Genomic DNA, 22,513 nt, shown 5'->3' on the forward strand with positions numbered 1-22,513 from the left:
GGGGACAGTCCGAAGGTAGGAACAGCCGTGGTGACCGCGAATCACCACCTGATGTGACCGAGGTGGTGATCCCGGTTTTCCAGGTAGTCCAGTCAGAGCAGGCCGAGCTCGGCGGCCCGGGTCACGGCGGCGCGACGGGTGTTGACGTCGAGCTTGGTGAAGATGTGCTTGGTGTGCGTCCGGAGCGTGTTGACCGACACGAAAAGGGTGGCTGCGATCTCGGGGCCGCTGAGGCTGGTGTCGAGCAGCCGCAGCACCTCCAGCTCTCGGTCGCTGAGCCCCTCGGCGTCCGGAACCGGTGCAGGTGCCGCCGGGATTCGGTATGCCGCGCGCAGGAGCGTGCGGGCGTGGTCACCGGCCGCTGGCCGCGCCTCCGCGACCTGCAGCAGGTCGTGCATCGGCTCGCCCTCGTCGAGGAAGAGCCGGACGTAGCCGGCGGGGACAGCCATCTCCAGAGCCGCCTCGAGCTCGGACAGGGCGGCGACGCGGTGACCACGGGCTTCGTGGAGCAGGGACCGGAGCATCCTGACCTCCACGGCGCTGCCGTCCCGGCCACCGCTTCCGGCGCGAGGATTCTGGCGGTCGAGCCGTTGCGCTGCGTCGTCCAGGTGGCTGGCCTCGCGGTCGGCTCGGTGCTGGGCGAGCAGCAGCCGCACGAGCGTGAGCTGGTCGAACTCGCCGAGGTAGGACGCGTCCTCGACCTGCTGCACACCTAGGTCGCGGGCCCATTCCCACGCGTCGGTCAACCGACCCTGCCGGATCCGCAGTCTTGCTCGCTGGGCGGGGATCGGGCGTACGTCGGGGAAGAAGCCTCGCAGGTAGCGCGACTCCGCCCGGTCCAGCATCCCCACCGCAGCCTCGGTGTCACCCCGGCTGGCCCGCAGCCGGGCCATCACCACGTACCAGCGGTAGCGGTTCTCCATCAGCGACGCCGACTCCCCCAGCTCCTGGGCAGCCTGCAGGTGCTGCTGCGCAGCGTCGAGCTGACCCTGTTCGATGAGCGTGTCGGCGAGGGCGACATGCAGGTCCCCCAATGTGGCGAGCGCGTCCCCGGGGTGCTGGCTGGCGGTCACGAGCGCTCGCTCGCAGAGAGCCCGGGCCTCGCCGGGTCGACCGCGGGCCACCGACATGCTTGCGAGGACCACGGTGCCGCCGAGCTGGTCTGCGACGTCCCCGGCGGCGGACATGCTGTCCACCGCCTCGGAGAACGCGTCGACTGCTTCGTCGAGGTCGCCCTTCGCCCAGGCGGCCAGGGCGAGGAAGCCGAGGGACCCGGCCCGCGCCATGTGGTCCTGCGGTCCTGCCAGGTCCAACGCGGTGCGCGCGTGTCGCCTGGTGGCCTCGGTGTCGCCGCGCGCCTGGGCCGCCGAGGCTCGGAAGATGGCCATGGTCGACGGCAGCGTCCGCATCTCCTCCAGCGCAGCGGCCGAGGCACCGGGCCGGGCTGGAGGCGTTCCGGCCGCCAGGGAACGTTCGGCATCGTGCAGGGCGGTCTCCACCCCGTCGAGGTCCCCCAGCACCAGTCGGGTCCAGGCGAGGTAGGTGCCCAGGAGCGGGCGACTGCGCACCACGTCCACGGGCAGGGCGGTCAGCCACTCACGCAGCAGGCGGTCCCGCCGCTCGCGACGCAGGTCCGGCAGAGCGGCCTCCACGAGGTCGGCGGCGTACGCCGGATCGGCCGCGGCGAGCGCATGGCGCACGGCGTCCTCGGGGAGGCTGTGCGCGGCATACCACTCGCTGGCCGCCCGGTGCAGCCCCGGCACGCGGTCGGGCTGCTCGGCGAGGAGGCGCGCACGGAGGGTGTCGGCGAAGAGGTGGTGGTACCGGAACCACTCCCGGCGCTCGTCGAGCGGGATGACGAACAGGTTGGCCCGTTCCAGGGCCTCGAGCGTCACGCTTCCGCCCGAGCCGCCGGTGAGGGCGTCACAGAGCGGACCGGTGAGCTTGCGGAGCACTGCGGTGTCGAGCAGGAACGTGCGCACCGCATCGGGCTCGTGGCGCAGCACCTCCTCGACGAGGTAGTCGAGGACGAACCGGTGACTGCCGGTGAAGGCGTCGACGAAGCCGGCGGTGTCGTCCACTCCCCGCAGGGACAGGCCGGCCAGCTGGAGCCCGGCGGCCCAGCCCTCGGTCCTGGTCTCGAGCGCGGTCACCTGGCTCGGGTCCAGGTCGAGCCCCATCGCGTCGGTGAGGAACGCGGTGGCCTCCTCGGCGGTGAACCGCAGGTCTGCGGCCCGGAGCTCGACCAGCTCCCCTCGAGCGCGCAACCGCGCCAGCGGGAGTGGTGGGTCGGACCGGGTCGCGACCGCGAGGGTCACCCGGGGCGGGAGGTGGTCGAGGAGGAAGGTCACCGCACGGTGCACGTCAGGCGTCTCGATCACGTGGTAGTCGTCGAGGGCGAGCACGGTCCGGCCCGGTTGCAGGTCGAGGTCGTTGACCAGGCTGGTGAGCACCGTGTCAGTCGGCAAGTGGGATCCCGCTGCCACGAGCTGGGTCGCCTCGGCGACGTCGGCCACGAGGTGCACCGCCGCGACGAGGTGCTCGATGAACCGGTGGGGGTCGTTGTCCGCCTCGTCGAGCGAGAGCCACGCGACCCTTCGGTCACTGTCGCCTGTCGCGAGCCACTGGCTGAGGAGCGTGGTCTTGCCGAACCCGGCCGGCGCCGACACGAGCACGAGACGCGGGCTGTCCGGGGTGCCCAGCTCCTGCGCCAGCCGCGTCCGCGGGACCAGGTCGCGTCGTGGGACCGGGACGTGGATCTTGGTTCCCAGTACCGCCATCTTGCGAGCATAGGAGCGCGGCGGGCCGGCCACGCCGTTATGGCGAGCGGCCCGACGGCAATGGCCACCTGGCGGGCAGGAGTTGGCCGGGGACTACCCGCGCGCCGCCGCTGACTTCAGCCGGGCGCGAACCTTGTGCAGCTGTGGCATCAGTCCGTAGATGACGATCGGGACGGCCACGGTCGCCAGGACGAAGGTGCGCAGGACGGCCGGCATCGGGCGCAGCCAGTCGCCGAACGCCAGGTTGATGAGGGTCAGCGTGGGGAAGACGCACAGCCAGATCATCACTGCGAGCTCATGCTTGATCGGCGGTGCCGGACGGGCGGGCAAGGCAGCAGGTCCCTGGGTGGGGTCGGACGCGGACATGGGTGCTCCTTGGTGGGGACGAAAGCGGGAGGGCGTGCTCGAGGGGCGGGTGTGAGAGGTGAGAGTGTTGGCGTTCTCGGTCGGCGCGCACCGCACGAGAGGGCATGGACTGTCTGGGCTCAGGGCACGAAGCCCTGGTTGAAGTCGTGGACGGCGTCGCGCACGTCCTCCTCGACCAGGTCCGCGTTGATCGCGATCGCGGCGGCGGATCCCTCACCCGCAGCGGTGATCACCTGGGCGCGGGGGTTGGCGACGTTGCCGGCCACCCAGACGCCCGGGACGCTGGTCGCGCCAAACGGGCCGACGACCATCCAGCCCTGCTCGTCCACCTGGCACCCGAGCCGGGTGAGCAGCCCGTGGTGCGGCACGAATCTCGGCGGGACGAAAAGGGCAGCCCGCGGCACGATGTGCCCGTCGGTGAGCTCCACACCGGTCAGCTGGTCGTCCTCGACGACGAGCCCGGCGACCGGGACCTCGACAATGCCGATCGCCCGGGCGACGAGATGTCCCCGGTCGGCGTTGGTGAGGACTCCCGGGGGTACGAACAGGACCACGTCGTCGGCCCACTGCCGGACGGTCTGCGCGTAGCGGACCGAGTCCGGGCCGTTCCAGAGCACTCCGAGCTGCCGGGTGCGCACCTCCCAGCCGTGACAGTACGGGCAGTGAAGGACGTCGCGTGCCCAGCGCTCCAGCAATCCGGGGACGTCTGGCAGCTCGTCGCGCAACCCTGTAGCGACGAGTACCCGGCGGCCCGAGACCCGGTCCCCGTCGGCGAGCAGGACCTGGAAGCTTGCGGACCTGAAGGCGACCACGTCGGTCGCCGTGACCTGCCTGATGACTCCCCCGTAGCCCTCCACCTCCCGGCGACCGGCGTCGAGGAGGTCAGCGGGCGGCATACCGTCCCGCGACAGGAAGCCCTGCAGGTGTGCCGCTGGGGCGTTGCGGGGCGTCCCCGAGTCCACCACCAGCACCCGCCGCCGGGCCCGGGTCAGGACCAGGGCCGCGGACAGCCCGGCGGCGCCACCGCCGACGACCACCACGTCGTAGTTGTTCATGTCGCCCACGATGGACCGGTCCACGCGGTTCGACAACCTTCGTTGCCGTTTCTGGGAAGAACGCGGTGGAATGGGGTCTATGACCACCGACATCGCCAGCACGCTCGACCAGGTCGGCCCGCGGCTGAGGGCGATCCGGGCCCAGCGTGGCGTGACCCTCACTGCCTTGTCGGAGTCGACTGGCATCTCCAAGAGCACCCTGTCGCGACTGGAGACCGGGCAGCGCAAGGCGAGTCTCGAGCTGCTGCTCCCACTCGCGCAGGCCTACCGGGTGCCGCTGGACGACCTCGTCGGCGCGCCGGAGGTGGGCGACCCGCGGGTGCGGCTCAAGGCGAGCAAGGTCCACGGCCGGACAGTCCTGCCACTCACGCGGAGCCCGGGCGGCGTGCAGGCGTGGAAGATCGTCGTGCCCACCAGCAACAACCGTCCACAGCCGAAGAGCCACGAGGGCTACGAATGGCTCTTCGTGCTGTCGGGCAAGATGCGCCTCGTCCTCGGCGACCACGACCTGGTCCTCGGACCGGGCGAGGTTGCCGAGTTCGACACCCACGTGCCGCACTGGTTCGGCAGCACGGGCAACGAACCCGCCGAGATCCTCAGCCTCTTCGGGCCGCAGGGCGAACGACTTCACGCGCGGGCGAAGTCGGCCACCCGACGCGACGGGTGACGCAGACCGGCCCTCAGTCCGCCCCGCGCCCTACGTCCTCCGCTACGTCCTCAGGACCTTGTCCATCGGCCTACCTTTGGCGATCTCGTCAACCAGCTTGTCCAGGAAGCGAATCTTCTGCATCAACGGATCGTCGATGTTCTCGACGCGGACCCCGCACACCACGCCCGTGATCGACGACGCCCGCGGATTCAGCCGCGCGTCGGCGAAGAAGTCCTCGAACGTCGTCCCGGCTGCCAGGTGGTCACTCAACGTCGGCCCGTCGAACCCGGTCAGCCACTCGATGACCTGGTCCAGCTCGGCCTTGGTGCGGCCCTTCTTCTCCACCTTGTTCACGTAGTGCGGATACACCGACGCGAAGCTCACCGTGAAGATCCGGTTCATCCTCGGAGAATACGCTCCAGCGCACAGCACCTGAGGGGTGCGAACGCTGCTCCGCTCGTGCCTGGTGTCAGGTGCCTACATCTGCACGGAGCGGAGCAGCAGGCTGGTCTCGCTGTTGACGACACCCTCCACCGACCGGATCTGGCCCATCAGCCGGTCGAAGTCGGACAGCGAGCTCGTGCGCAGCTCGGCGACGAGGTCCCACCCACCGTTGGTGGTGTGCAGGGCGTGGACCTCCGGCAAGCCCCGCAGCTGGGCGATGGCCTGGCTGGTCGAGCGGCCACGTACCTCGATGAGGGCGATCGCCCGGATGGTGTCCGGGTCCCGCTCTGCCTGGACGCGCACCGAGAAGCCCAGGATGGTCCCGCTGTCGAGCAGGCGCTTGAGCCGGCTGTTGACCGTCGCCCGGGTCACGCCGAGGCGCCGCGCGAGTGAACTGACGGGTTCGCGCCCATCAGCGCGCAGGGCAGAGATGAGGCGCCGGTCGAGCTCGTCCACGTCAGGCATGCGCACAGTGTCCAGCACAGCTGCTCATTACGTCAGGCCGGGTGCACAAAATCGCGCCTCTTGGTCATTGTGGCTTCAGACTGAACATTCCTACCGTGGTGCCATCAACCACGAAGGGAGGCGTCCATGGTGCGCTTCGTCGATGTCAGCCACCTCGCCCGGTGGGTCGCCGAGGGCAACCTCGACTCGATCCTGGCCGGCCTCGTCGCCTACCAGGAGCAGGACTTCCGCCGGCGGACCACCTTCGAGCTGTCTCCTCGAGTGGCGAGCCACTCAGCCGAGGGCGTGATCGAGCTGATGCCCACCAGCGACGGCACCACCTACGCGTTCAAGTACGTCAACGGGCACCCCGCCAACCCGGCGCGAGGCTTTCAGACCGTGACCGCCTTCGGCATGTTGGCCGACGTGCGCACTGGCTACCCCACCTTCGTCTCGGAGATGACCCTGTTGACGGCCCTGCGGACCGCGGCCGTGTCTGCCATGGCGGCCCGCGCCCTGGCCCGGCCGGGCGCACGGACCATGGCCATGATCGGCACCGGCAGCCAGTCGGAGTTCCAGGCTCTGGCCTTCCGCGCTGTCCTCGGCATCCGCCGGCTGCGGATCTGGGACACCGACCCGGCTGCGTTGGCCAAGTTCGTCCGGAACGCCGAACCCCTCGGCTTCGATGTCGTGGTCGCCTCCAGCGCTGCTGACGCGGTCAGGGGCGCCGACATCATCACCACCTGCACTGCGGACAAGACTAACGCCACGGTCCTCACCGACGCCATGGTGGGGGCGGGCGTCCACGTCAACGCCATCGGCGGCGATTGTCCCGGCAAGACCGAGCTCGACCCCGCGATACTGCACCGGAGCGAGGTCTTCGTCGAGTTCACCGAGCAGACCAGGACCGAGGGCGAGATCCAGCAGGTCGGCCCCGACTTCCCCGTCACGGAGCTCTGGCGGGTCCTGACCGGTGCGCAAGCAGGTCGGACGAGCGCCGAGCAGATCACCGTCTTCGACTCGGTTGGCGTCGCCGTGGAGGACTTCTCCGCCCTGCGCTTCCTGCGCGACGCCGTCGACGGCACCGACTACGTCACCGAGATCGAGCTCATCGCGGACCCCGCCGACCCCAAAGACCTGTTCTCCCTCGTGCGGGCCGTTGCTCCGCTGGCCGCTGCTCCGCTGGCCGTAAGGCGCTGAAGATGTCGGTCCAGGCGCCCTCGTCGGTGGTGCTCATCCGTCCCCGCCACTTCACCCCGAACCCGGCCACCGCGGCAGACAACGCGTTCCAGACCGTCGACCGGACGCGCAGCCCCGCGGAGGTGGCGGTCGCGGCATACGAGGAGGTGACGGCAGCGGCGAACGGCCTCGCGGCGGCCGGAGTCACCGTGCACCTGTTCGACGACGACGACTCGACCCGTTGCGACAGCGTCTTCCCCAACAACTGGTTCTCCACGCATGCCGGGGGCCGCGTCGCGGTCTACCCGATGTGCTCGCCGAGCCGGCGCACCGAACGCCGCGCCGACGTCATCGAGATGCTCAAGACCCGGTACCGCGTCCAGGACGTCGTCGACTACTCCGGCCTCGAGCTCGACGGTGCATACCTGGAGGGCACCGGTGCCATGGTGCTCGACCACCTCAGTCGGGTGGCTTTCGTGGCGCGCTCACATCGGGCGAATCCCATTGTGCTGGAGAGATTCTGCACGCAGTTCGGCTACGAGGCGATGGCCTTCGACGCGAGTGATGAGGCGGGCGTCCCGATCTACCACACCAACGTCATGATGGGCCTCGCCAGTCGATTCGCGCTGGTCGGCCTCGACCTGATCCGCGATCTGCGACGTCGAGCAGAGGTCGCCCGGGCGATCGCTGGACCGGGCCGCGAGATCATCGAGCTCACCACCGCCCAGGTGGCCGACTTCGCCGGCAACGCCATCGAGCTGCAGACGCCGACCGGTCGGGTCCTGGCCATGTCGGCTCGGGCGGCCGGGATCCTGGACGCCGGTCAGCGCGCCACGATCGAACGGTCCTGTCGCATCCTGCCTCTCGACGTGCCGACCATCGAGCTCGCGGGTGGTTCGGTCAGGTGCATGCTCGCCGGCATACACCTGACCCCGCGACCGACGGTGATCCCGGTCCCGGAGCACCCGGCACTGGCCCCGGAGCACACGGCGCTGGTCGCGTCGCGCTGAGCTGAGCCCGGCCTCCCCTCAGCCGCTGGGACGGGTGCCGCGGCACGGGCGGTGATGAGAGGTGATGAGTTTCGCCGCGGTCCCCGGTCTGTACCAGGACAGACGAACCCAACGCGAGGAGATCGACATGACGGCCACCTACACCTTCGACGTCTTTTGCAGCCTCGACGGCTTCGGCGGGGCGGGCGGCGACTGGACCGGCTACTGGGGCAAGCAGGGCCCGGAGCTGCTCGACCACCGCCTCGCACAGTACGAGCCGGAGCAGCGGATCGTCCTCGGCGCCAACACGTACCGGGCCTTCGCGGAGATGCTGGCCTCCAGCACCGAGGACTCCGATGTCCGCGACCCTTGGGTCACCAGGATGAGGAACCTGCCGGCAACCGTCGTGTCGACGACCCTCGAAGGCCCGCTCGACTGGCCCGACGCCACCCTCGTCAGCGGGGACGCGGTCGACGTCGTTGCGCGGCTCAAGGAGGAGTCGGACGTGCCGCTGCGCTCACACGGCAGCCTGTCGATGAACCGGGCGCTGATGGCTGCCGGTCTGGTCGACCGAGTCCAGGTGACCGTCTTCCCCGTCATCACGGGTCAGACCGGGCTGGACCCGATCTTCCAGGGTGCCGCCGACTTCGACCTCGAGCTGCTCGAGCACCGCACCCTCGACGGCCACACCCAGGAGCTCGTCTACCGGCCCACCCTCCACTGAGCGTCCGAGCTCCGGTGAAAGTGGTCCCTGCGCCCGGCTAGAACGCAGCGACTCCAGCCGTGACGGCGAGGGCCAACCCGAACGCGTACGTGCCCATGGCGCCGGTTATCCGCGGCGCCGAATCCGCCGCGAGCGTCGCGGACCTCAACATCGAGAAGGCGTGCAGGAGCCGGGACGCGGTGGCGGCGATGATCAGCCCGAGGGCCCACGGCTGTGGCGACAACCATCCCACGAGGAGGAACAACGCGATGAGCGTCGGGACGTACTCGCTGGCGTTGCCGTGCGCCCGCTGCGCGATGAGCAGCGGGTCGGCGGGGTCGGTCGGCAGCTGGCTGCCGCCGCGCTTGGCTGCGTAGCCACGGTTGAGCGAGACGTTGAAGCCGAGGACGAAGATGGTGCCGGCCAGGATTGCCGAGCAGACGATGGCGGTGGTCATGACGGTGCCTTCCATTGGGTGTGGGCGAGGACGTGGGAGACGAGGTCGGCGCAGTACGTCGTGCCGAGCAGGGCGTCGGCTTTACGCAGCGCGCCGGGTGAGGTCACGTTGACCTCGATGAGGTGGTCGCCGATGACGTCGAGGCCGACGCACCGCAGTCCGTGCTCGCGCAGGGTCGGAGCGAGGCGGGCGACGATCTCGAGGTCGCGGGGCGTGAGGTCGGCCGACCCGTCGGGGCTGACGATGCGGAAGTCACCGGTGACGGGGTGCCGGATGCTGGCCCCGACGGCAACACCGTCGAGCAGATAGATCCGCTTGTTGCCGGCCTCGACCTGGGCCAGGTAGGGCTGGGCAACCACCGCGCGAGCTCCACCGCGTGTGGAGGCCTCGATGATCGACGCGAGGTTCGGGTCGTGCTGCGACAGCAGGAAGACTCCTCGTCCGCTGAACCCGTCGACCGGCTTCACGACGAGGCGCTCGTGGGTGGCCAGGAAGTCACGGATCGTGTCGGCGCGAGCCGTGACGACGGTCGGCGGCACGAGGTCGGGGAAGGCGAGTCCGATCAGGTGCTCGCTGCAGGCGCGCAGCCCACCGGGCGCATTGACCATCGCCGTGACGCCGGGATCCACGTGGTCGAGGACGTACGTCGCCGCGAGGAAGTCCAGGTCGACCGGGGGCTCGATCCGCATGAACACCGCGTCCACGTCGTCGAGACGGACCGCCTCCTCAGGCCCCCCGTCGTACCAAGGGTCGGGAACCGTCCAGCGGCATCCCGCCTCCGGCGTGGACGGCGCCAGCTTGAGCGCCCGGGCGTGTGCGACAGCGCGCCCGTCGATGACCTCCAGGTGCCGTGCCTCGGTGGCCCACACCTCGGCGCCGAGGTCCTGGGCCGCGTGCATCAGGCCGATGCTGGTGTCCAGCGACGCGTCGAGCCCGTCCAGCGGGTCGACGACGAACATGGTCCTCATGCCGCCACCTCGCTCGCGCCGACCACGGCCAGGAGGGCGGACGGGTCGGCCGACTGCCACTGGTCCCAGTACGTCGGGAGGGTGGGCAGCAGCAGGTCGAGCGCCTCGCGGCGCGCCCGCGCGTCATACATCAGCGTCTCGATGGTGCCGAGCAGCTCGGCGGTCGGTCGCTGGGAGTCGAGGAAGCGGAGCTCGAGGTACCCACCGCGCGGCCGGACCGGCGGGAAGAGCGTGTTGAGGTGGTACCCGTCGTCGTCGGCCTGCGGGATCGGGAGCCGCGGGGCGGCGTGGGCGAAAGCCCCGTAGGCGCCGACCGGGTCGCGCACATCGAGGTGCCGGCCGTCGTACCCCGTCCTGGCCGGGTCGATCCCCTGCCAGATCCGGGTGCGTTCGAGCGAGCCCCCGAACGCCGCGACCAGTGCAGGTCCGGCGAGGTTCGCGACCAGCCACTGCTCGCGACCGGCGTTGCCGGGCAACAGGTCCACGCAGACCTGAAGGGACGCGGTGAGCCGCATCATCCGCCGGCCGGCGTCGCCGTTGCGGTCGAAGAGCTGTTGCATCGCGAGGTAGCGAGGCGTCTGGAGGTCTAGCGGCACCTCCGCCAATGAGCGCCACGGGTCGACGCCGGTCAGGGCGACCTCGCTGGTCGCAGCGATGGCGGCGAGGCACCAGTCCACCTCCCGAAGCAGGGCCGGGATGGACGCCTGCGGCGGCAGGCTCAGCTCCAGCTGGCCACCGGGCTCGTATGACGGGTGGCCGCGTTCGGCGAGCTCGGCACCGAGGTGCGGGGTGCCGAGGACGTGCATCTCCAGCTCGAGGCCGATCCGGCGAGGGCCTGCCGCGGGGGTGAATGCCTGGGTGACTGCTTCCCTCATGGGTCCATCTCCATTTCGTCGCAGTTGCACTGCGGTCAATTACCGATAGAGTGACCCTCGTGGAGGAACGTGTCAAGAGGCATTACCGCTCGCCCGCTCGAACGGCGGCGGCCGAGGAGACCCGGGCCCGCATCCGTGCGGCGGCGCTCGAGCTCTTCGTCTCCCGCGGGTTCCAGGGCACGACGCTCAAGGACGTGGCGGACAGGGCGGACGTCGGCGAGCGGACTCTCTACGACACCTACGGCAACAAGCTCGGCCTGCTCCGGCACACGATGGCCATGTTGACGATGGGCGACGAGTCCCGGGTGCGGGCCGCAGACCGACCCGAAGCGATAGCAGCTCGCGAGCTGGACGATCCGAGGGAGGCGTTGGCCGCCCATCTCAAGGGCGCGACGGACCTGATGAACCGGGCCGGCGACCTGCTCCTGGTGGCCGACGCCCTCCCCGGTGCCGACCCGGGCCTGGCCCGCACTGTCACCCACGGCAACCAGGCGGCATACGAGCTGAATCTCAAGCTGGCACAACGGCTCGAGGCGCGCGGCGAGCTGCGCCCGGGGCTGAGCGCAGCCGACGCGGCGGACATCCTGTTCACCCTCGGCTCCCCCGGGGTGTTCCGCACCCTGCGCCGCATGCGGCGATGGAGCCAGCGCCGGTACCAGGACTGGGTCATCGTCAGCGCGACTGCGCAGCTGCTGGACGACGGTCGTGCCTGACGTCCGTCCGGTAGACCCTGGAGACAGGGGCAGTTCGTGATCCTCCCGAAGGTTCGCGACCCTCGCTTCGTCACGATCCGACGCGGCGGGACGCTCACCGATCCGGACCACCGCCTCCTCGCGTTGTGGGCCGCCGCGTGCGCGGAGCACGTCCTCGACCTCTTCGAGTCGGCCCAGCCCGGCGACCTTCGACCGCGCGAAGCCATGGAGCAGGCCCGCGGCTGGACGCGTGGCGAGGTGAGGATGATGGAGGCTCGCGCCGCCGGCGGCCATGCGATGGGGGCGGCCAGGGACCTGCGTGGGGCTGCCCGCTTCGCCGCGTACGCCGCCGGTCAGGCGGGGGCCGTCGCGCACGTGGCCGCCCACGAGCTCGGGGCCGCCGCCTACGCGATCAAGGCAGCCCGTGCTGCGGCGCCGGATCACGCTGGCGAGGCCGCGGGACGGCTCGAGTGCCGGTGGCAACGCGACCAGCTGCCGGACGCCATCCGCGAGCTGGTCCTCGACGACCAGTGGCTGCGGAACGACCTCTGCTGGTCGGTGTTCGCCGACTGAAGTCAGGTGGTGGCCCGGTCGATCAGGCCGACCAGCTCCGACACGTCGCGATCACCGTCGAGCGAAGCCGGAAGGGTCGCGGCCTGCTCACGCAGGTCCTTGGCGGAGACCCACTGGGACCACGGACCGCCGGTGAGCCGGTCGGTCAGCATGGCAAGGACCAGGTCCTGGCGCAGCCGGGGTGAGGCCTGCTCGACGGTGCGCGCGCACTCGACGTCGCGAAGCTGCTTGGTGCGCTCGACCGGCTTGCCTGCGGAGTCGAGGTAGCGGACCGTGGCTTTCACGAACGACGCATCGCGCGCGCCCTCGCGCAGCTCGACGTCATAGAGCGCGGTCGTGGTGTGGCCGGCGAAGACCTCACCACCGTCGACCGCGTCGTTGCGGAAGTCACGGTCTGCCACATCGCGGTTCTCGTAGCCGAGCAACCGGTAGCCCTTCACCCGGTCGGGGTCGAACTCGACCTGAGCCTTCGCCTCGCGAGCAGCCAGCACCAACGAGCCGGACAGCCCTGTGGCAAACACCCGCTCAGCTTCGGCCGACGTGTCGACGTAGACGTGCCAGCCGTCACCTCGGTCGGCGAGCTGCTCGAGCAGGTGGTCGTTGTAGTTCTCGATCCCGACGCCGACCGAGATCAGGTTCGTTCCCGCCCGCGCCTGGGTGCTGATCCGGTCGAGGATCCCACCGGGGGTGGTGTCCCCGACGTTGGCGACGCCGTCGCTGACCAGGACGACGCGCGACATGCGACCCTCCCCGTGCATCGACCGCGCCAAGTCGTAGCCGAGGGTCAGACCAGCCTCGGCATTCGTGGACTGCTGCGGGTACAAGGAGTCGATCGCCTTGCTGATGGCCCGACGGTCGGAGGCGCTGGTGGGCTCGAGGGCCACCTTGGCCTCGGTCGAATAGCACACCATGGCAACGCGATCCGACTGTCGCAGCGATGCGGCGATGGTCCGCAGGACGACCTTCGTCGTCTCCATCTTGCCGGCCTCCCCCATCGACCCCGAGCAGTCCACCACGACGACGAGGTCCGCATCAGCGCGCGACTCGTCATTGGCTTCAGGGCTGCTGATGCCGACCCGGACCAGACGGTGGCTGTCGCGGAAGGGCAGGACGGCCGCGTCGATGCTGACGTCGAGTCCCTCGCGTGGGGCCTCGTAGCCCTGCTTGAAGTAGTTGACGAACTCCTCGGTGCGGACCTCACTCGGGACGACCCGGCTGCCCTGGTTCACCGCGTCGCGGAAGCGGGTGTAGGAACCCGTGTCGATGTCGAGGGCGAAGGTGGAGAGGGAGTCCTCGTCCGGGTCAGTCATGTCCACGCCGCGGGTCGGCTGCAGATCGCCGGGGAGCCGTTGCTGGTCGGGGCCCGGATGAACGGACCGGGCACCGCTGCCGTCGCTCGACTCGGCACCACTGCTGCAGGCGGTCACGGCCAACGCGATCACGAACCCGATGGCCAGGTGCGAGATGGACCTACGGTGCTTCAGTGCTTCCATGGTGATGCCCCCTTGCGTCGTCCCCGGATCTGCGTAGGACTGAACGTAGGGGCGAGTGGTTGCAGGGAATGGGGCCGGTTACCGGGACGTGACCGGACCGATGACCGTTCGTGTCCGCTGAGATCCGGGCGTGACCGACGGGAGACCGCGGCGTGACAATCAGGTCTCCCTTCGCTTCCCTCCGCTTCCCTCTTTGGCAGTCGCTCGTGGGGTGGTCCAGCCGATCAGCGCCCATCGACAAACGTCGGTAGCCTCCCGGCGATGACCACTTCACTTTTCGCACGGGGCCGTTTCGCACAACCCCAACGAGACGGTGACGAGGTCCGCCGCCGGCCGCATCAGGACAACAGCGCCGTCCACGCACTCCTGCAGCACCTCGACGGCTCGAGCGAATGGCCCCCTTACGGTGAGACGTTCCGACGGGACCAGACCCTGGTCAGCGTTGCCCGCGCCGTCCGCGCCCTGCACGATGCGACGGCAGGCTTCACCCCTCCGGACGGCGCGGTCTGGCACCTCCAGGAGCTGGGTCGACCAGCCACCATCGACTGCTTCGGTCACCACGACCTCACACCGTGGAACATCCTCTTCAAGGGCTCGCAGGTCACCGGGGTCATCGACTGGGACACGGCGGCACCGTCCAACCGCGTGTGGGACCTCTCCTGGGCCGCCTACCAGTTCGTACCGCTCCACCCTGAAGCGGATCTACCCGCATGGGGATGGGATTCCGTGCCCCACCGACGGGAGCGGCTCGAGCTGTTCGCCGCTGCGTAGGGCAGGTCAGCCCGGCCGACCTCGTTGATGCAGCGATCGACCGAGTTCGGGGCATGGGTGCCTTCATCGCCCGGGAGGTCGCGAACCACAACCCACGCTTCGACCAACACGCCCTTGAGGGACATGCGGAGGATACTTCCGCGGAGCCTCGCTGCTGGCTGATGAACGCCACCACGTGCTGTAGGAACGCGTTGGCCTGCGTCCACACAGAGCCGCTCGGGAACCTGAGGGGCGTCGCGCGGGGGGCCTCGTCTGCGTCATGCTGCTGAGCGGTTACGCGGACTCCCGGTCTGCCAACCCGAGTGCGTGGTCGAGCTGCGCGTCAGTCAGGCGACCGTCGACCTCGGCGGCCCCCGCGATGACGTCCGCCAGCAGCTCGATCTCAGCGCGAAGCGTCGCGTCCATGACCTCGTGCTCGTAGTCACCGCCGACCATGCTGCGACCGTAGGGCCAGACCTGACCGTGTCCCTACGACGAATGCACCGGTCCACATGAGCATTTGTGCCTGCTCACGTCGAGCCACTGTCACGTAGTCAGCGAGCGCTCGAACCATCAGCACCTTCCGGTGACAGGCCTCAGACAGGCTCCTCGATGGGGTGTTCCTCGACGGCACGCGAGTCGGTGAGAGTCAGCGCACCTGCTGCGGCGACCATTCCGACGACGACCGCGAGCACGGCATACGTGATGCGTTCTCCGTGGAAGAAGGAGGTGACAAGGGCGCTGCTCCAGGTTCCTGCAGGCAGCCGGGTGGTGACGAGCGCAGCGATCATGGTGCCGACGACGGCGGTGCCCAGGCTCGTACCCACCTCCTGCGCGGTGTCGTTGAGTGCGGTGCCGATCGAGGTCCGGTTGCCCGGCATCGCATCGACCAGGGCGATGGCGCAGATGGTCATCACCGTACGCAGTCCCACTGTCATGACGACCATGCTGGCCGAAATGGCGTGGTAACCATGCTCCACTCCCCAGGACAGTCCCGCGAGGGAGCCGGCCATGAGGGCGGCGCCGACCAGGCAGGCGATGCGGTGGCCGAACCGCTTCGCCAGCCACTCGGACAGCGGCGTCGCCACGACCATGGTGATGATGATGGGCAGGTTCGCCAGGCCGGCACGGACCGGGCTCCACCCGTAGGCGTACTGGAAGTGCAGGATCAGGCCGAACATGACGCTGGCCATCGCGATGGAGGTCCCGATCTGCGCGATCGCCGCGCCACGAACCGTGCCGTTGGAGAACAGTCCGAGGTCCAGCATCGGTGCGGCACTGAGACGTTCGTGACGCACGAACCAGGTGCCGGCGGCGAGGGCACCCACGATCGAGCCGATCGTGGCCACGGCTGACCAACCGTGCTCGACGCCGCTCGTCAGGGAGTAGCAGGCCAGACCGATCGCAGCGAGGCTGAGGAAGGCGCCGGGCAGGTCGAGCGCGTCGTGGGTCAGACCCTCCGGCTGATCCGCAGGGACGCCGAGCCGCACGCCGACGAAGGCCAGCAACGCGATCGGTGCGTTGACCAGGAGCAGCCACTCCCAGCGAACATGGGCCAGGGCGGTGCCACCGAGCAGCGGTCCGAGGACGAAACCGGACATGCCGACGACGATCATCACGGTCATCGCCCGCATCTGCAGGGCCTTGTCGTCGAACAGGCGGAAGACCAGCGAGTTCGTGATGGGAGCCATCGCCGCGGCGGCGATGCCGAGGGCGGCCCGGAGGGAGATGAGCTCGGCCGCCGTGGACACCGCGACGACGGTCAGGCTGAGCAGGCCGAAGACCGCCAGCCCGACGAGCAGAACCCGGCGGCGACCGAGGCGGTCGGCCATCGAACCCGCCGTGAGCAGTAGGCCGCCGAACGTCAGTGAGTAGGCGCCGGTGACCCACTGCAGGGCCGTCGTGCCGCTTCCGAGGTCGCGACCGATGGTCGGGAGTGCGATGGACAGCAGGGTGTTGTCAACCATCTCGACGAAGAAGGCCAAGCAGAGCGCAGCCAGCGGAATCCAGGCGGCTCGCAGGGACGGATAGGTGTGCGCCGCGGTGGGCGCGGTCGTGGGGGTGGTGGCGCTGGTGGTCATCGTGGCTCTCCTCTCGAGGTGTCGTGCGACTATCGAACGACGTTCCATAACATAGAACATAGTTCGATAAATGCGCAAACTGTGGTTGGATGGAGGCATGGCCGGCACCCGCACGCGACCCACTGAGGACCGCCCCCGCGGCCGTCAACGCGCCTCCCACTCGCTGGAGGCCGTGCTCACGGCGGCCGTCGAGCTGCTCGACGAGGCGGGCGAGTCGGCCCTGACGTTCCGGGCGCTCGCGGCGCGGCTCGGCACCGGCGTGGGCAGCATCTACTGGTACGTGACGAGCAAGGACGACCTGCTCGACCGCGCGACCGACCACGTGCTCGCGGGGGTCCTGACCGCCGTCGAGGGACAGACCGGCAGTGACGACCCGATCGCCGACCTGCGAATGATGGCGGTGACTCTGTTCGACGCGATCGTGGACCGGCCGTGGCTCGCGGCCTACTTCATGCGCAACACCGACGTCCAGGGCAACTCGTTGCTGCTCTACGAGAAGCTCGGGCGGGAGACGCTCCGCCTCGACCTGACGCCCAAGCAGCGGTTCCACGCCGTCTCGGCGGTCGTGGGGGTGGTGGTCGGCACCGCAGCCGACCTCGGCCAGGAGCCCCCGGAGGAAGTCCTCAGCGGCGCCGTCGACCGCGACGAGTTCCTCGATCGGTATGCCGCGACGTGGCGGGCCGCGGACCCCGTCCAGTTCCCGTTCGTGCGCGCCATCGCCGACGAGTTCGCCGGGCACGACGACCGAGAGCAGTTCCTGGCGGCCTTGGACCTGACCTTGGCTGGCCTTCGCCTCCAAGCCGGAGGCTGAGTTCGCCTGGCGGGTCCTCGACACGACTAGGGCCGAGCGTTCGCTAGCCCCACGGAGGCGCTGGGTAGTTGCCGGGCGTCAACCTGGGTCCGTCCCCCGGCTTTGGCCCGTCGCGCCAGTCGTCCTTGTCTCGACCTCGTATCCGGTTCACGATGCCGATACCCACGACGGCCACGATCGCCAACACCCCGAGCCCGAAGATGCTCATCATGACGATTTCGATCATGAGCCGCGCCTCCCCCGAGCGACAGCGCGCGCTCCTGTCATCCCAAGCTACGCCCCGGACTCGGAGCTTGGCGGGCCGCAGTACGGGTCAGTCCATGTTCGTTCGCCCGACGACCAGAGCAACGACGGGATATGCCGCAGCGAGTGCGTCCTGGCGCCGCGCTGAGGCTTGTCACGAAAGGCGCGTCACGGGAACGCCGAAGCGCTGCAGACGATGTGGCAGGTCAGGGCGCAACCGCCAGGTCGAGCCCGCCGTCGGCAGCGCCAGCATGATCTCGTCGACTGGTTCGCTGAGGATGGTTTCCTCGATCGCGTCGACGGGGTCGTGCCGGACGGACACGGAGCCGATCACCCGGCCTCCTGCCGCGGCCTCGAGGTGCGGCAACGTCTCGAGGAGGACGCACTCGGCTTCGAAGGCCTTGTCGTGGCGCTCCGGGTGCAGCAGGTGGACCTCTGCGCGCGCCGGGTTCAGCACCACCAGGCGGAACTGGACGTCACCGGTGGCGGCACGTGAGGCGATGGCCCGGAGCAGGGCTGGCGAAGGGTTGGCACGGTCGGTGACCACCAACACCCTCGCCCGCCGCTCCACCGTCATCGCCGACGGCTCATCCCTACTCGCTCAGACCTGCCGGTCGCCCACCGGGTCCGGTGCGAGCTCGGCGCGCGCGGCGGAGCGCTCGATCCGGTCCTTGTGGGTCACGCTGAGATAGACCACGACGGCCAAGATGGTGCCGAGGAACAGAATGCTGGTGCCCAGGGTGCCCAGCCCGGCTCCACCCTCGTCGCGCGCCGAGGCCAGGAAGTCACCGATGTTGGCACCCAGGGGGCGGGTGAGGATGTAGGCCAACCAGAAGCACAGCACCGGTCCGGCGCCCAGCTTCCAGGCAGCGAACACGGCCGCGATCAGCCCCAACGGGAGCAGGATGGAGGCGCCGGCCGACCAGCCGGTGAGCTCGAGCGTCCAGTCGCCGGCAGCAGTTCCGAGCGCGAACGTCACGAGGACGGTCAGCCAGTAGAAGGCCTCACGCGGCGTCGTGATGATGGAGTGGATGGACAGGGTTCGTTCGCGGGCATACCAGACTGCGAAGACGACGGCGAGCGCAACGGCGAAGGCGGCGGTGCTGACCCACAGCGGCACTCCGATCCCGTCGGTGAGGTTGTCGGTCAGGAGTGTGCCGACCACGCTGATCAGGACGACAGCCAGCCAGTAGACCGACGGCACGTACTGGCGCAGCCGGAACTGCGCGACGAGCACCGCGACCAATGCGACCGAGAAGACGACCGTGGTCTTGCCCAAGCCGAAACCGAGGGTCTCGTTGACGTAGTCCGCGAAGCTCTCCCCGACAGTGGTGCACAGGATCTTGATGATCCAGAAGTACACCGTCACCTCGGGGACCTTGTTGAGCATGGCGCGGCGTTGGTCTGTTGCGAGCATCGTCGTCATGGGGGAACCGTGTCAGCCGCCCCCTGAGCACACCCTGAAGGCGCAGGCCGCTGCCCGGCCCGGGGCCACCCCCAACCGCCCCACAGCACCGATACGGATGCGACGACGGCGAACGAGATGAGCGCGAACCCGTGGACCGGGTCGAGGGCAGGCACCCAGCGGGCGGCATGCAGGACGAGGAGCACGGTGAGGCTCCACCAGGGCCAGCGTCGACGGGACCCGGCGAGGTCCCACAGGAGGGCACCGACGGCTAGTCCGGCGGTGTAGTAGCGGTTCGTGCTGGGGTCGAGGGCGAGCCGGCTGGCCATCACCACCAGGAGCACGCCGGTGGCACGGCCTCGCCAAAGGGCGACGCCACCAAGCGCTGCCCCTAGCAACGTCTGGAGGGGGCGGTCCCACGGTGGCGTGCGGGCCGACATCACATCGAGCAGGCGCAGACCTGACAGGGGCCGGTTGGCAATCGTGTAGTGGAGGGCGCGAGCGGTCTGCGGGTCGGCGACGAAGAACGGGAGCCATGCCGCAGCCACGCCAAGAGCTGCGACACCCACCGCGATCGTCCTTGTCCGCACGGACGGAAGGGCGAGGAGCAGCACGGCGAATGGCAGCGCCCACGGCTTGGAGTCCACGGCGATGGCGACCGCGAGCCCCGCCCAGACCGGCCGTCGTGACATGACCAGAGCCATTGCCGTGACGCCGAAGGTCAGGGCCAGGACGTCGTCGAGGTGGGTCGAGCTGACCGCGGCGTACAACCAGATCGGGGCGAAGCAGGCAACGGCGACGAGGAGCTTGGTGTCGAGGCTGTGTGGCATGACCTCGCCGCGCAGTGCAAGCACCTGCTGGGCGACTCGACGGACCAGGACCACGACCACGACGCCGAGACCGGTACCGACGACCTGGGCGGCCACCAGACCATGCCCGTCCGAGAGTCTCCCGAGCACCCAGGCGGCGCCGAGTGCGAACGGTCCGATCTGAAGCACAGGATGCTCGGCGTACACGTGCAGCCCGGCGCGCCTCCCGTCATCGAGATCGGAGAACACCTGTGCCCCGGTGGCGAAGAAGTGCCACGCGGCTCCCCCGTGAGCCGCCTCTGCGACGAACCAGCCCACCGACCACAGCAGGACCGCGACGACTCCGACCCATGGCATCGCGACCAGAGACTGGAGGCGCCCGAGGCGAGGGGTGCCGACGCCGGAGCGCAGGTCAGGGTGGATCACGCCCTCAGTGTCGGGCGACCCGGCTGAGAGGGGGCTGTGTCCTCAGCAACCTCTTAGGCCACGGACGTAGCCTGCGGCACTGTGGAACCCCGCCCCGACCCCGCCCCGCGTGACCGGACACCCGCATTGACCCGGCGGACCGTCCTCGCCGCTGGGTTGACGGGGATCTCCGGGGTCGCCCTGGCGGGCTGCAGCAGTCCGGCTGACGACCGTCCGCCCACCACGGTGCCGCCCGGGACGACCTCGGGCGGTTCGACCCAGGCCCCCTCGTCGAGCCGGTCGCCCACGAGTGCGGCCGAGGCCGGCTCCCCCACTGCCACAACGGGTCCAGCCCCGGACGGACCGCCCCCCGTGGCACTGAGCTCGGGCCCGGACCTCACCCACGGGCCCACCACCGGCCACCAGCTGGCCCTCACCTTTCACGGCCAGGGTCCGGTGGCCATGGCGCACGAGATCCTCGACGCCTGTGCCGCGGCCCACGCCGCCGTGACGGTGTTCGCCGTCGGCACCTGGCTGGAGCAGAACCCGCACATCGGCCCGCAGATCGTGGCCGCCGGGCACGAGCTCGGCAACCACACCTGGAGCCACCAGCAGATGAAACAGCTGACCCGGGCGCAGGCCGTCGACGAGGCGGTGCGCGGAGCCCGGGCCCTCGAGACGGCCGTGGGGACCGCAGGATGGTGGTTCCGCCCGTCGGGCACGCAGCACAGCACCACCACCATCCGCGCAGCCGCTGCTGCCGCCGGGTACCACCGCTGCGTGTCGTATGACGTGGACCCTGAGGACTTCCGCGACCCCGGTGCGACAGCGGTCCGTGACCGCACGCTCGCGTCGGTGCGACCGGGCTCCATCGTGAGCCTGCACTTCGGCCATCGCGGCACCGTGGACGCACTCCCCTCGATCCTTGCCGGGCTGCGAAGCAAGGGCCTGCAAGCCGTCACCCTGTCGACCCTGCTGCGGGACGTGTGATGCGACCCGCGCGCGCGAACCACCTCCGACGAACCACCGCCCACCGCGTCATCCTCGTGACCAGCACCCTCACCCTGGCCCTGATCGCGAGTACCGCGGTCGCGGGCTACCTGGCCGCCCAGGGCACGCGGCATACCTCGTCCTCGCTGGTGAACGCCACAGCCTCGTCGACCACCGCCACCGGTTCGTCCACCGCCAAACCTGGCGGGCCGGGTCCCAGCGCCGCAAAACCACCAGCCGCAACGTCATTCAGCGTGTATGCCGCGGCCGGCGCCAATGCGCTCAGCCCCGTCGCGCGCACCGCGCGGCCGATGGTCTACGTGCCGAACACCCTCAACGACAGCGTGCAGCTCATCGACCCGCGCACGTACCGGGTCGTGGGCCGGTTTCGCACTCCCCGGGAGCCGCAACACGTGGTTCCGTCCTGGGACCTGAAGACGTTGTGGGTCAACGAGGACAAGGGCAACGCCCTGACCCCCATCAACCCGGTCACGGGTGCACCGGGACGACCGGTGCACGTCGACGACCCGTACAACCTGTACTTCACCCCGGACGGGAAGCACGCGCTCGTCATGGCAGAGCGCTTGCATCGCATCGACGTCCGCGACGCCCACACGATGAAGCTGCTTCGCTCGCTTCCGGTCCCGTGCGCCGGGATCAACCACGCCGACTTCTCGGCGGACCTGACGCTCCTCGTGGCGAGCTGCGAGTTCAGCGGCAAGCTCGTCGTCCTGGATGCAGCGGCCACCAAGGTCAGGAAGGTCATCGACCTCAATACCGCGAAGACCCCCGGAGCCACGTCACCCCACGATGCGATGGCGATGCCGGGGAGCCCCAAGAACGGGTTGCGCCCTGGTGCGAGCTCGATGCCCCAGGACGTCCGGCTCTCCCCCGACGGGCGGGACTTCCTGGTGGCCGACATGCTGCGCAACGGCGTCTGGGTGGTCGATGCCCACACCTTGGTCGTTGCCCGGTTCATCCACACCGGGCTGGGCGCACACGGTCTGTACCCGTCACGCGATGGTCGGCAGGTCTACGTCGCCAACCGCGACGCAGGCACGATCACGGTGCTCGATGCGACCACGCTCGCGGCTGCCGCACTGTGGAGGATTCCCGGCGGTGGTTCGCCGGACATGGGTGGGGTGACGGCCGACGGGTCGCAGCTGTGGCTCGCAGGACGTTACGACGCAGTGGTCTACGTCTTCGACACCGCAACCGGTCGGCTGGTGCACAAGATCGCGGTCGACTCCGGCCCGCACGGCCTGTGCGTGTGGCCACAACCAGGGCTGTTCAGCCTGGGGCACACCGGAAACATGCGCTGACAACTCCGTCGCGTTCCCGCGGCGCCGCGG

General features: G+C 69.7%; 25 protein-coding genes. 10 read left to right on the plus strand and 15 right to left on the minus strand.

Annotation, left to right across the window (positions count from 1 at the left end):
* Positions 1–92: 92 nt before the first annotated feature.
* The 3 genes from EAH86_RS07050 to EAH86_RS07060 all read right to left on the minus strand — a co-directional run bounded on the left by EAH86_RS07050 (position 93) and on the right by EAH86_RS07060 (position 4,225).
* Positions 93–2,780, minus strand: coding sequence for a LuxR C-terminal-related transcriptional regulator (locus tag EAH86_RS07050; RefSeq protein WP_140738178.1), 2,688 nt, complete (start codon positions 2,778–2,780; stop codon positions 93–95).
* Positions 2,781–2,873: 93 nt separating this feature from the next.
* On the minus strand, positions 2,874–3,146 hold the full coding sequence (locus tag EAH86_RS07055; protein WP_140738181.1) for a hypothetical protein: 273 nt from the start codon (positions 3,144–3,146) through the stop codon (positions 2,874–2,876).
* A gap of 119 nt (positions 3,147–3,265) precedes the next feature.
* A complete protein-coding gene (locus tag EAH86_RS07060) occupies positions 3,266–4,225 on the minus strand; it encodes an NAD(P)/FAD-dependent oxidoreductase (protein WP_241668245.1) in 960 nt (319 codons plus the stop codon).
* Between the two features lie 55 nt (positions 4,226–4,280).
* On the opposite strand from EAH86_RS07060, the gene EAH86_RS07065 reads away from it, so the two are divergent.
* Entirely contained in the window at positions 4,281–4,868 is a 588-nt protein-coding gene (locus EAH86_RS07065; RefSeq protein ID WP_206665760.1) for a helix-turn-helix domain-containing protein, read from the plus strand.
* Between the two features lie 42 nt (positions 4,869–4,910).
* Here EAH86_RS07065 and EAH86_RS07070 read toward each other — a convergent pair whose 3' ends face one another.
* Both EAH86_RS07070 and EAH86_RS07075 read right to left on the minus strand, forming a co-directional pair.
* The gene (locus tag EAH86_RS07070; protein WP_140738190.1) at positions 4,911–5,252 is read right to left on the minus strand and encodes a DUF2200 domain-containing protein; all 342 of its coding nucleotides are present in this window, start codon (positions 5,250–5,252) and stop codon (positions 4,911–4,913) included.
* Positions 5,253–5,327: 75 nt separating this feature from the next.
* Complete coding sequence (locus EAH86_RS07075; RefSeq protein ID WP_140738192.1) at positions 5,328–5,759, minus strand: Lrp/AsnC family transcriptional regulator; 432 nt, start codon at positions 5,757–5,759, stop codon at positions 5,328–5,330.
* Between the two features lie 126 nt (positions 5,760–5,885).
* Between EAH86_RS07075 and EAH86_RS07080 the strand changes: the two genes are divergently transcribed.
* The 3 genes from EAH86_RS07080 to EAH86_RS07090 all read left to right on the plus strand — a co-directional run bounded on the left by EAH86_RS07080 (position 5,886) and on the right by EAH86_RS07090 (position 8,630).
* Positions 5,886–6,938: an ornithine cyclodeaminase gene (locus tag EAH86_RS07080; RefSeq protein ID WP_140738195.1), complete on the plus strand. Its 1,053-nt coding sequence runs from the start codon at positions 5,886–5,888 to the stop codon at positions 6,936–6,938.
* 2 nt (positions 6,939–6,940) lie between these two features.
* Positions 6,941–7,927, plus strand: a complete 987-nt coding sequence (ctlX, locus tag EAH86_RS07085; protein ID WP_140738198.1) for a citrulline utilization hydrolase CtlX — start codon at positions 6,941–6,943, stop codon at positions 7,925–7,927.
* Between the two features lie 127 nt (positions 7,928–8,054).
* Positions 8,055–8,630: a dihydrofolate reductase family protein gene (locus EAH86_RS07090; RefSeq protein WP_140738201.1), complete on the plus strand. Its 576-nt coding sequence runs from the start codon at positions 8,055–8,057 to the stop codon at positions 8,628–8,630.
* A 37-nt stretch (positions 8,631–8,667) separates the two neighbouring features.
* Here the strand turns inward: EAH86_RS07090 and EAH86_RS07095 are convergent, their stop codons facing one another.
* The 3 genes from EAH86_RS07095 to EAH86_RS07105 are packed head-to-tail and all read right to left on the minus strand — an operon-like array spanning position 8,668 to position 10,909.
* Entirely contained in the window at positions 8,668–9,066 is a 399-nt protein-coding gene (locus tag EAH86_RS07095) for an MAPEG family protein (RefSeq protein WP_140738204.1), read from the minus strand.
* A complete protein-coding gene (gshB, locus tag EAH86_RS07100; protein WP_140738207.1) occupies positions 9,063–10,034 on the minus strand; it encodes a glutathione synthase in 972 nt (323 codons plus the stop codon). Before gshB ends, EAH86_RS07095 begins: the two co-directional genes overlap by 4 nt.
* On the minus strand, positions 10,031–10,909 hold the full coding sequence (locus EAH86_RS07105) for a glutamate-cysteine ligase family protein (protein WP_140738210.1): 879 nt from the start codon (positions 10,907–10,909) through the stop codon (positions 10,031–10,033). The genes gshB and EAH86_RS07105 overlap by 4 nt, the downstream gene beginning before the upstream one ends.
* Positions 10,910–10,968: 59 nt before the next feature.
* On the opposite strand from EAH86_RS07105, the gene EAH86_RS07110 reads away from it, so the two are divergent.
* Complete coding sequence (locus EAH86_RS07110) at positions 10,969–11,622, plus strand: TetR/AcrR family transcriptional regulator (RefSeq protein WP_161988586.1); 654 nt, start codon at positions 10,969–10,971, stop codon at positions 11,620–11,622.
* Between the two features lie 36 nt (positions 11,623–11,658).
* A complete protein-coding gene (locus EAH86_RS07115; protein WP_140738217.1) occupies positions 11,659–12,174 on the plus strand; it encodes a putative immunity protein in 516 nt (171 codons plus the stop codon).
* Positions 12,175–12,176: 2 nt separating this feature from the next.
* On the opposite strand, the gene EAH86_RS07120 is transcribed toward EAH86_RS07115, so the two are convergent.
* Positions 12,177–13,667 (minus strand): vWA domain-containing protein, encoded by a 1,491-nt coding sequence (locus EAH86_RS07120; protein ID WP_140738220.1) that lies wholly within the window; start codon positions 13,665–13,667, stop codon positions 12,177–12,179.
* A gap of 261 nt (positions 13,668–13,928) precedes the next feature.
* Here EAH86_RS07120 and EAH86_RS07125 point away from each other — a divergent pair, with 261 nt between their 5' ends.
* Positions 13,929–14,438, plus strand: a complete 510-nt coding sequence (locus tag EAH86_RS07125) for a phosphotransferase (RefSeq protein ID WP_140738223.1) — start codon at positions 13,929–13,931, stop codon at positions 14,436–14,438.
* Between the two features lie 273 nt (positions 14,439–14,711).
* Here the strand turns inward: EAH86_RS07125 and EAH86_RS20185 are convergent, their stop codons facing one another.
* Together EAH86_RS20185 and EAH86_RS07130 are read right to left on the minus strand one after the other, a co-directional pair.
* The gene (locus EAH86_RS20185; protein WP_161988587.1) at positions 14,712–14,873 is read right to left on the minus strand and encodes a hypothetical protein; all 162 of its coding nucleotides are present in this window, start codon (positions 14,871–14,873) and stop codon (positions 14,712–14,714) included.
* Positions 14,874–15,013: 140 nt separating this feature from the next.
* Positions 15,014–16,498 carry an MFS transporter gene (locus EAH86_RS07130; RefSeq protein WP_140738226.1) on the minus strand — a complete coding sequence of 495 codons (1,485 nt, stop codon included), beginning with the start codon at positions 16,496–16,498 and terminating at the stop codon, positions 15,014–15,016.
* A 97-nt stretch (positions 16,499–16,595) separates the two neighbouring features.
* On the opposite strand from EAH86_RS07130, the gene EAH86_RS07135 reads away from it, so the two are divergent.
* Complete coding sequence (locus tag EAH86_RS07135; RefSeq protein WP_194150750.1) at positions 16,596–17,309, plus strand: TetR/AcrR family transcriptional regulator; 714 nt, start codon at positions 16,596–16,598, stop codon at positions 17,307–17,309.
* A gap of 43 nt (positions 17,310–17,352) precedes the next feature.
* Here the strand turns inward: EAH86_RS07135 and EAH86_RS07140 are convergent, their stop codons facing one another.
* The 4 genes from EAH86_RS07140 to EAH86_RS07155 form a co-directional block, all read right to left on the minus strand.
* A complete protein-coding gene (locus tag EAH86_RS07140; RefSeq protein ID WP_140738229.1) occupies positions 17,353–17,535 on the minus strand; it encodes a hypothetical protein in 183 nt (60 codons plus the stop codon).
* A 171-nt stretch (positions 17,536–17,706) separates the two neighbouring features.
* A complete protein-coding gene (locus EAH86_RS07145) occupies positions 17,707–18,129 on the minus strand; it encodes a hypothetical protein (protein ID WP_140738232.1) in 423 nt (140 codons plus the stop codon).
* A 24-nt stretch (positions 18,130–18,153) separates the two neighbouring features.
* On the minus strand, positions 18,154–18,978 hold the full coding sequence (locus tag EAH86_RS07150) for a hypothetical protein (protein WP_241668246.1): 825 nt from the start codon (positions 18,976–18,978) through the stop codon (positions 18,154–18,156).
* Positions 18,975–20,192: a hypothetical protein gene (locus EAH86_RS07155; protein WP_140738235.1), complete on the minus strand. Its 1,218-nt coding sequence runs from the start codon at positions 20,190–20,192 to the stop codon at positions 18,975–18,977. The genes EAH86_RS07150 and EAH86_RS07155 overlap by 4 nt, the downstream gene beginning before the upstream one ends.
* A gap of 81 nt (positions 20,193–20,273) precedes the next feature.
* Between EAH86_RS07155 and EAH86_RS07160 the strand changes: the two genes are divergently transcribed.
* Both EAH86_RS07160 and EAH86_RS07165 read left to right on the plus strand, forming a co-directional pair.
* Positions 20,274–21,161 (plus strand): polysaccharide deacetylase family protein, encoded by an 888-nt coding sequence (locus tag EAH86_RS07160; protein WP_241668247.1) that lies wholly within the window; start codon positions 20,274–20,276, stop codon positions 21,159–21,161.
* 56 nt (positions 21,162–21,217) lie between these two features.
* Complete coding sequence (locus tag EAH86_RS07165; protein ID WP_206665761.1) at positions 21,218–22,483, plus strand: YncE family protein; 1,266 nt, start codon at positions 21,218–21,220, stop codon at positions 22,481–22,483.
* Positions 22,484–22,513: the final 30 nt, after the last annotated feature.

The sequence above is a fragment of the Pedococcus bigeumensis genome, from assembly GCF_006438965.1.
In the GTDB taxonomy this organism is placed as follows: Bacteria; Actinomycetota; Actinomycetes; order Actinomycetales; family Dermatophilaceae; genus Pedococcus; species Pedococcus bigeumensis_A.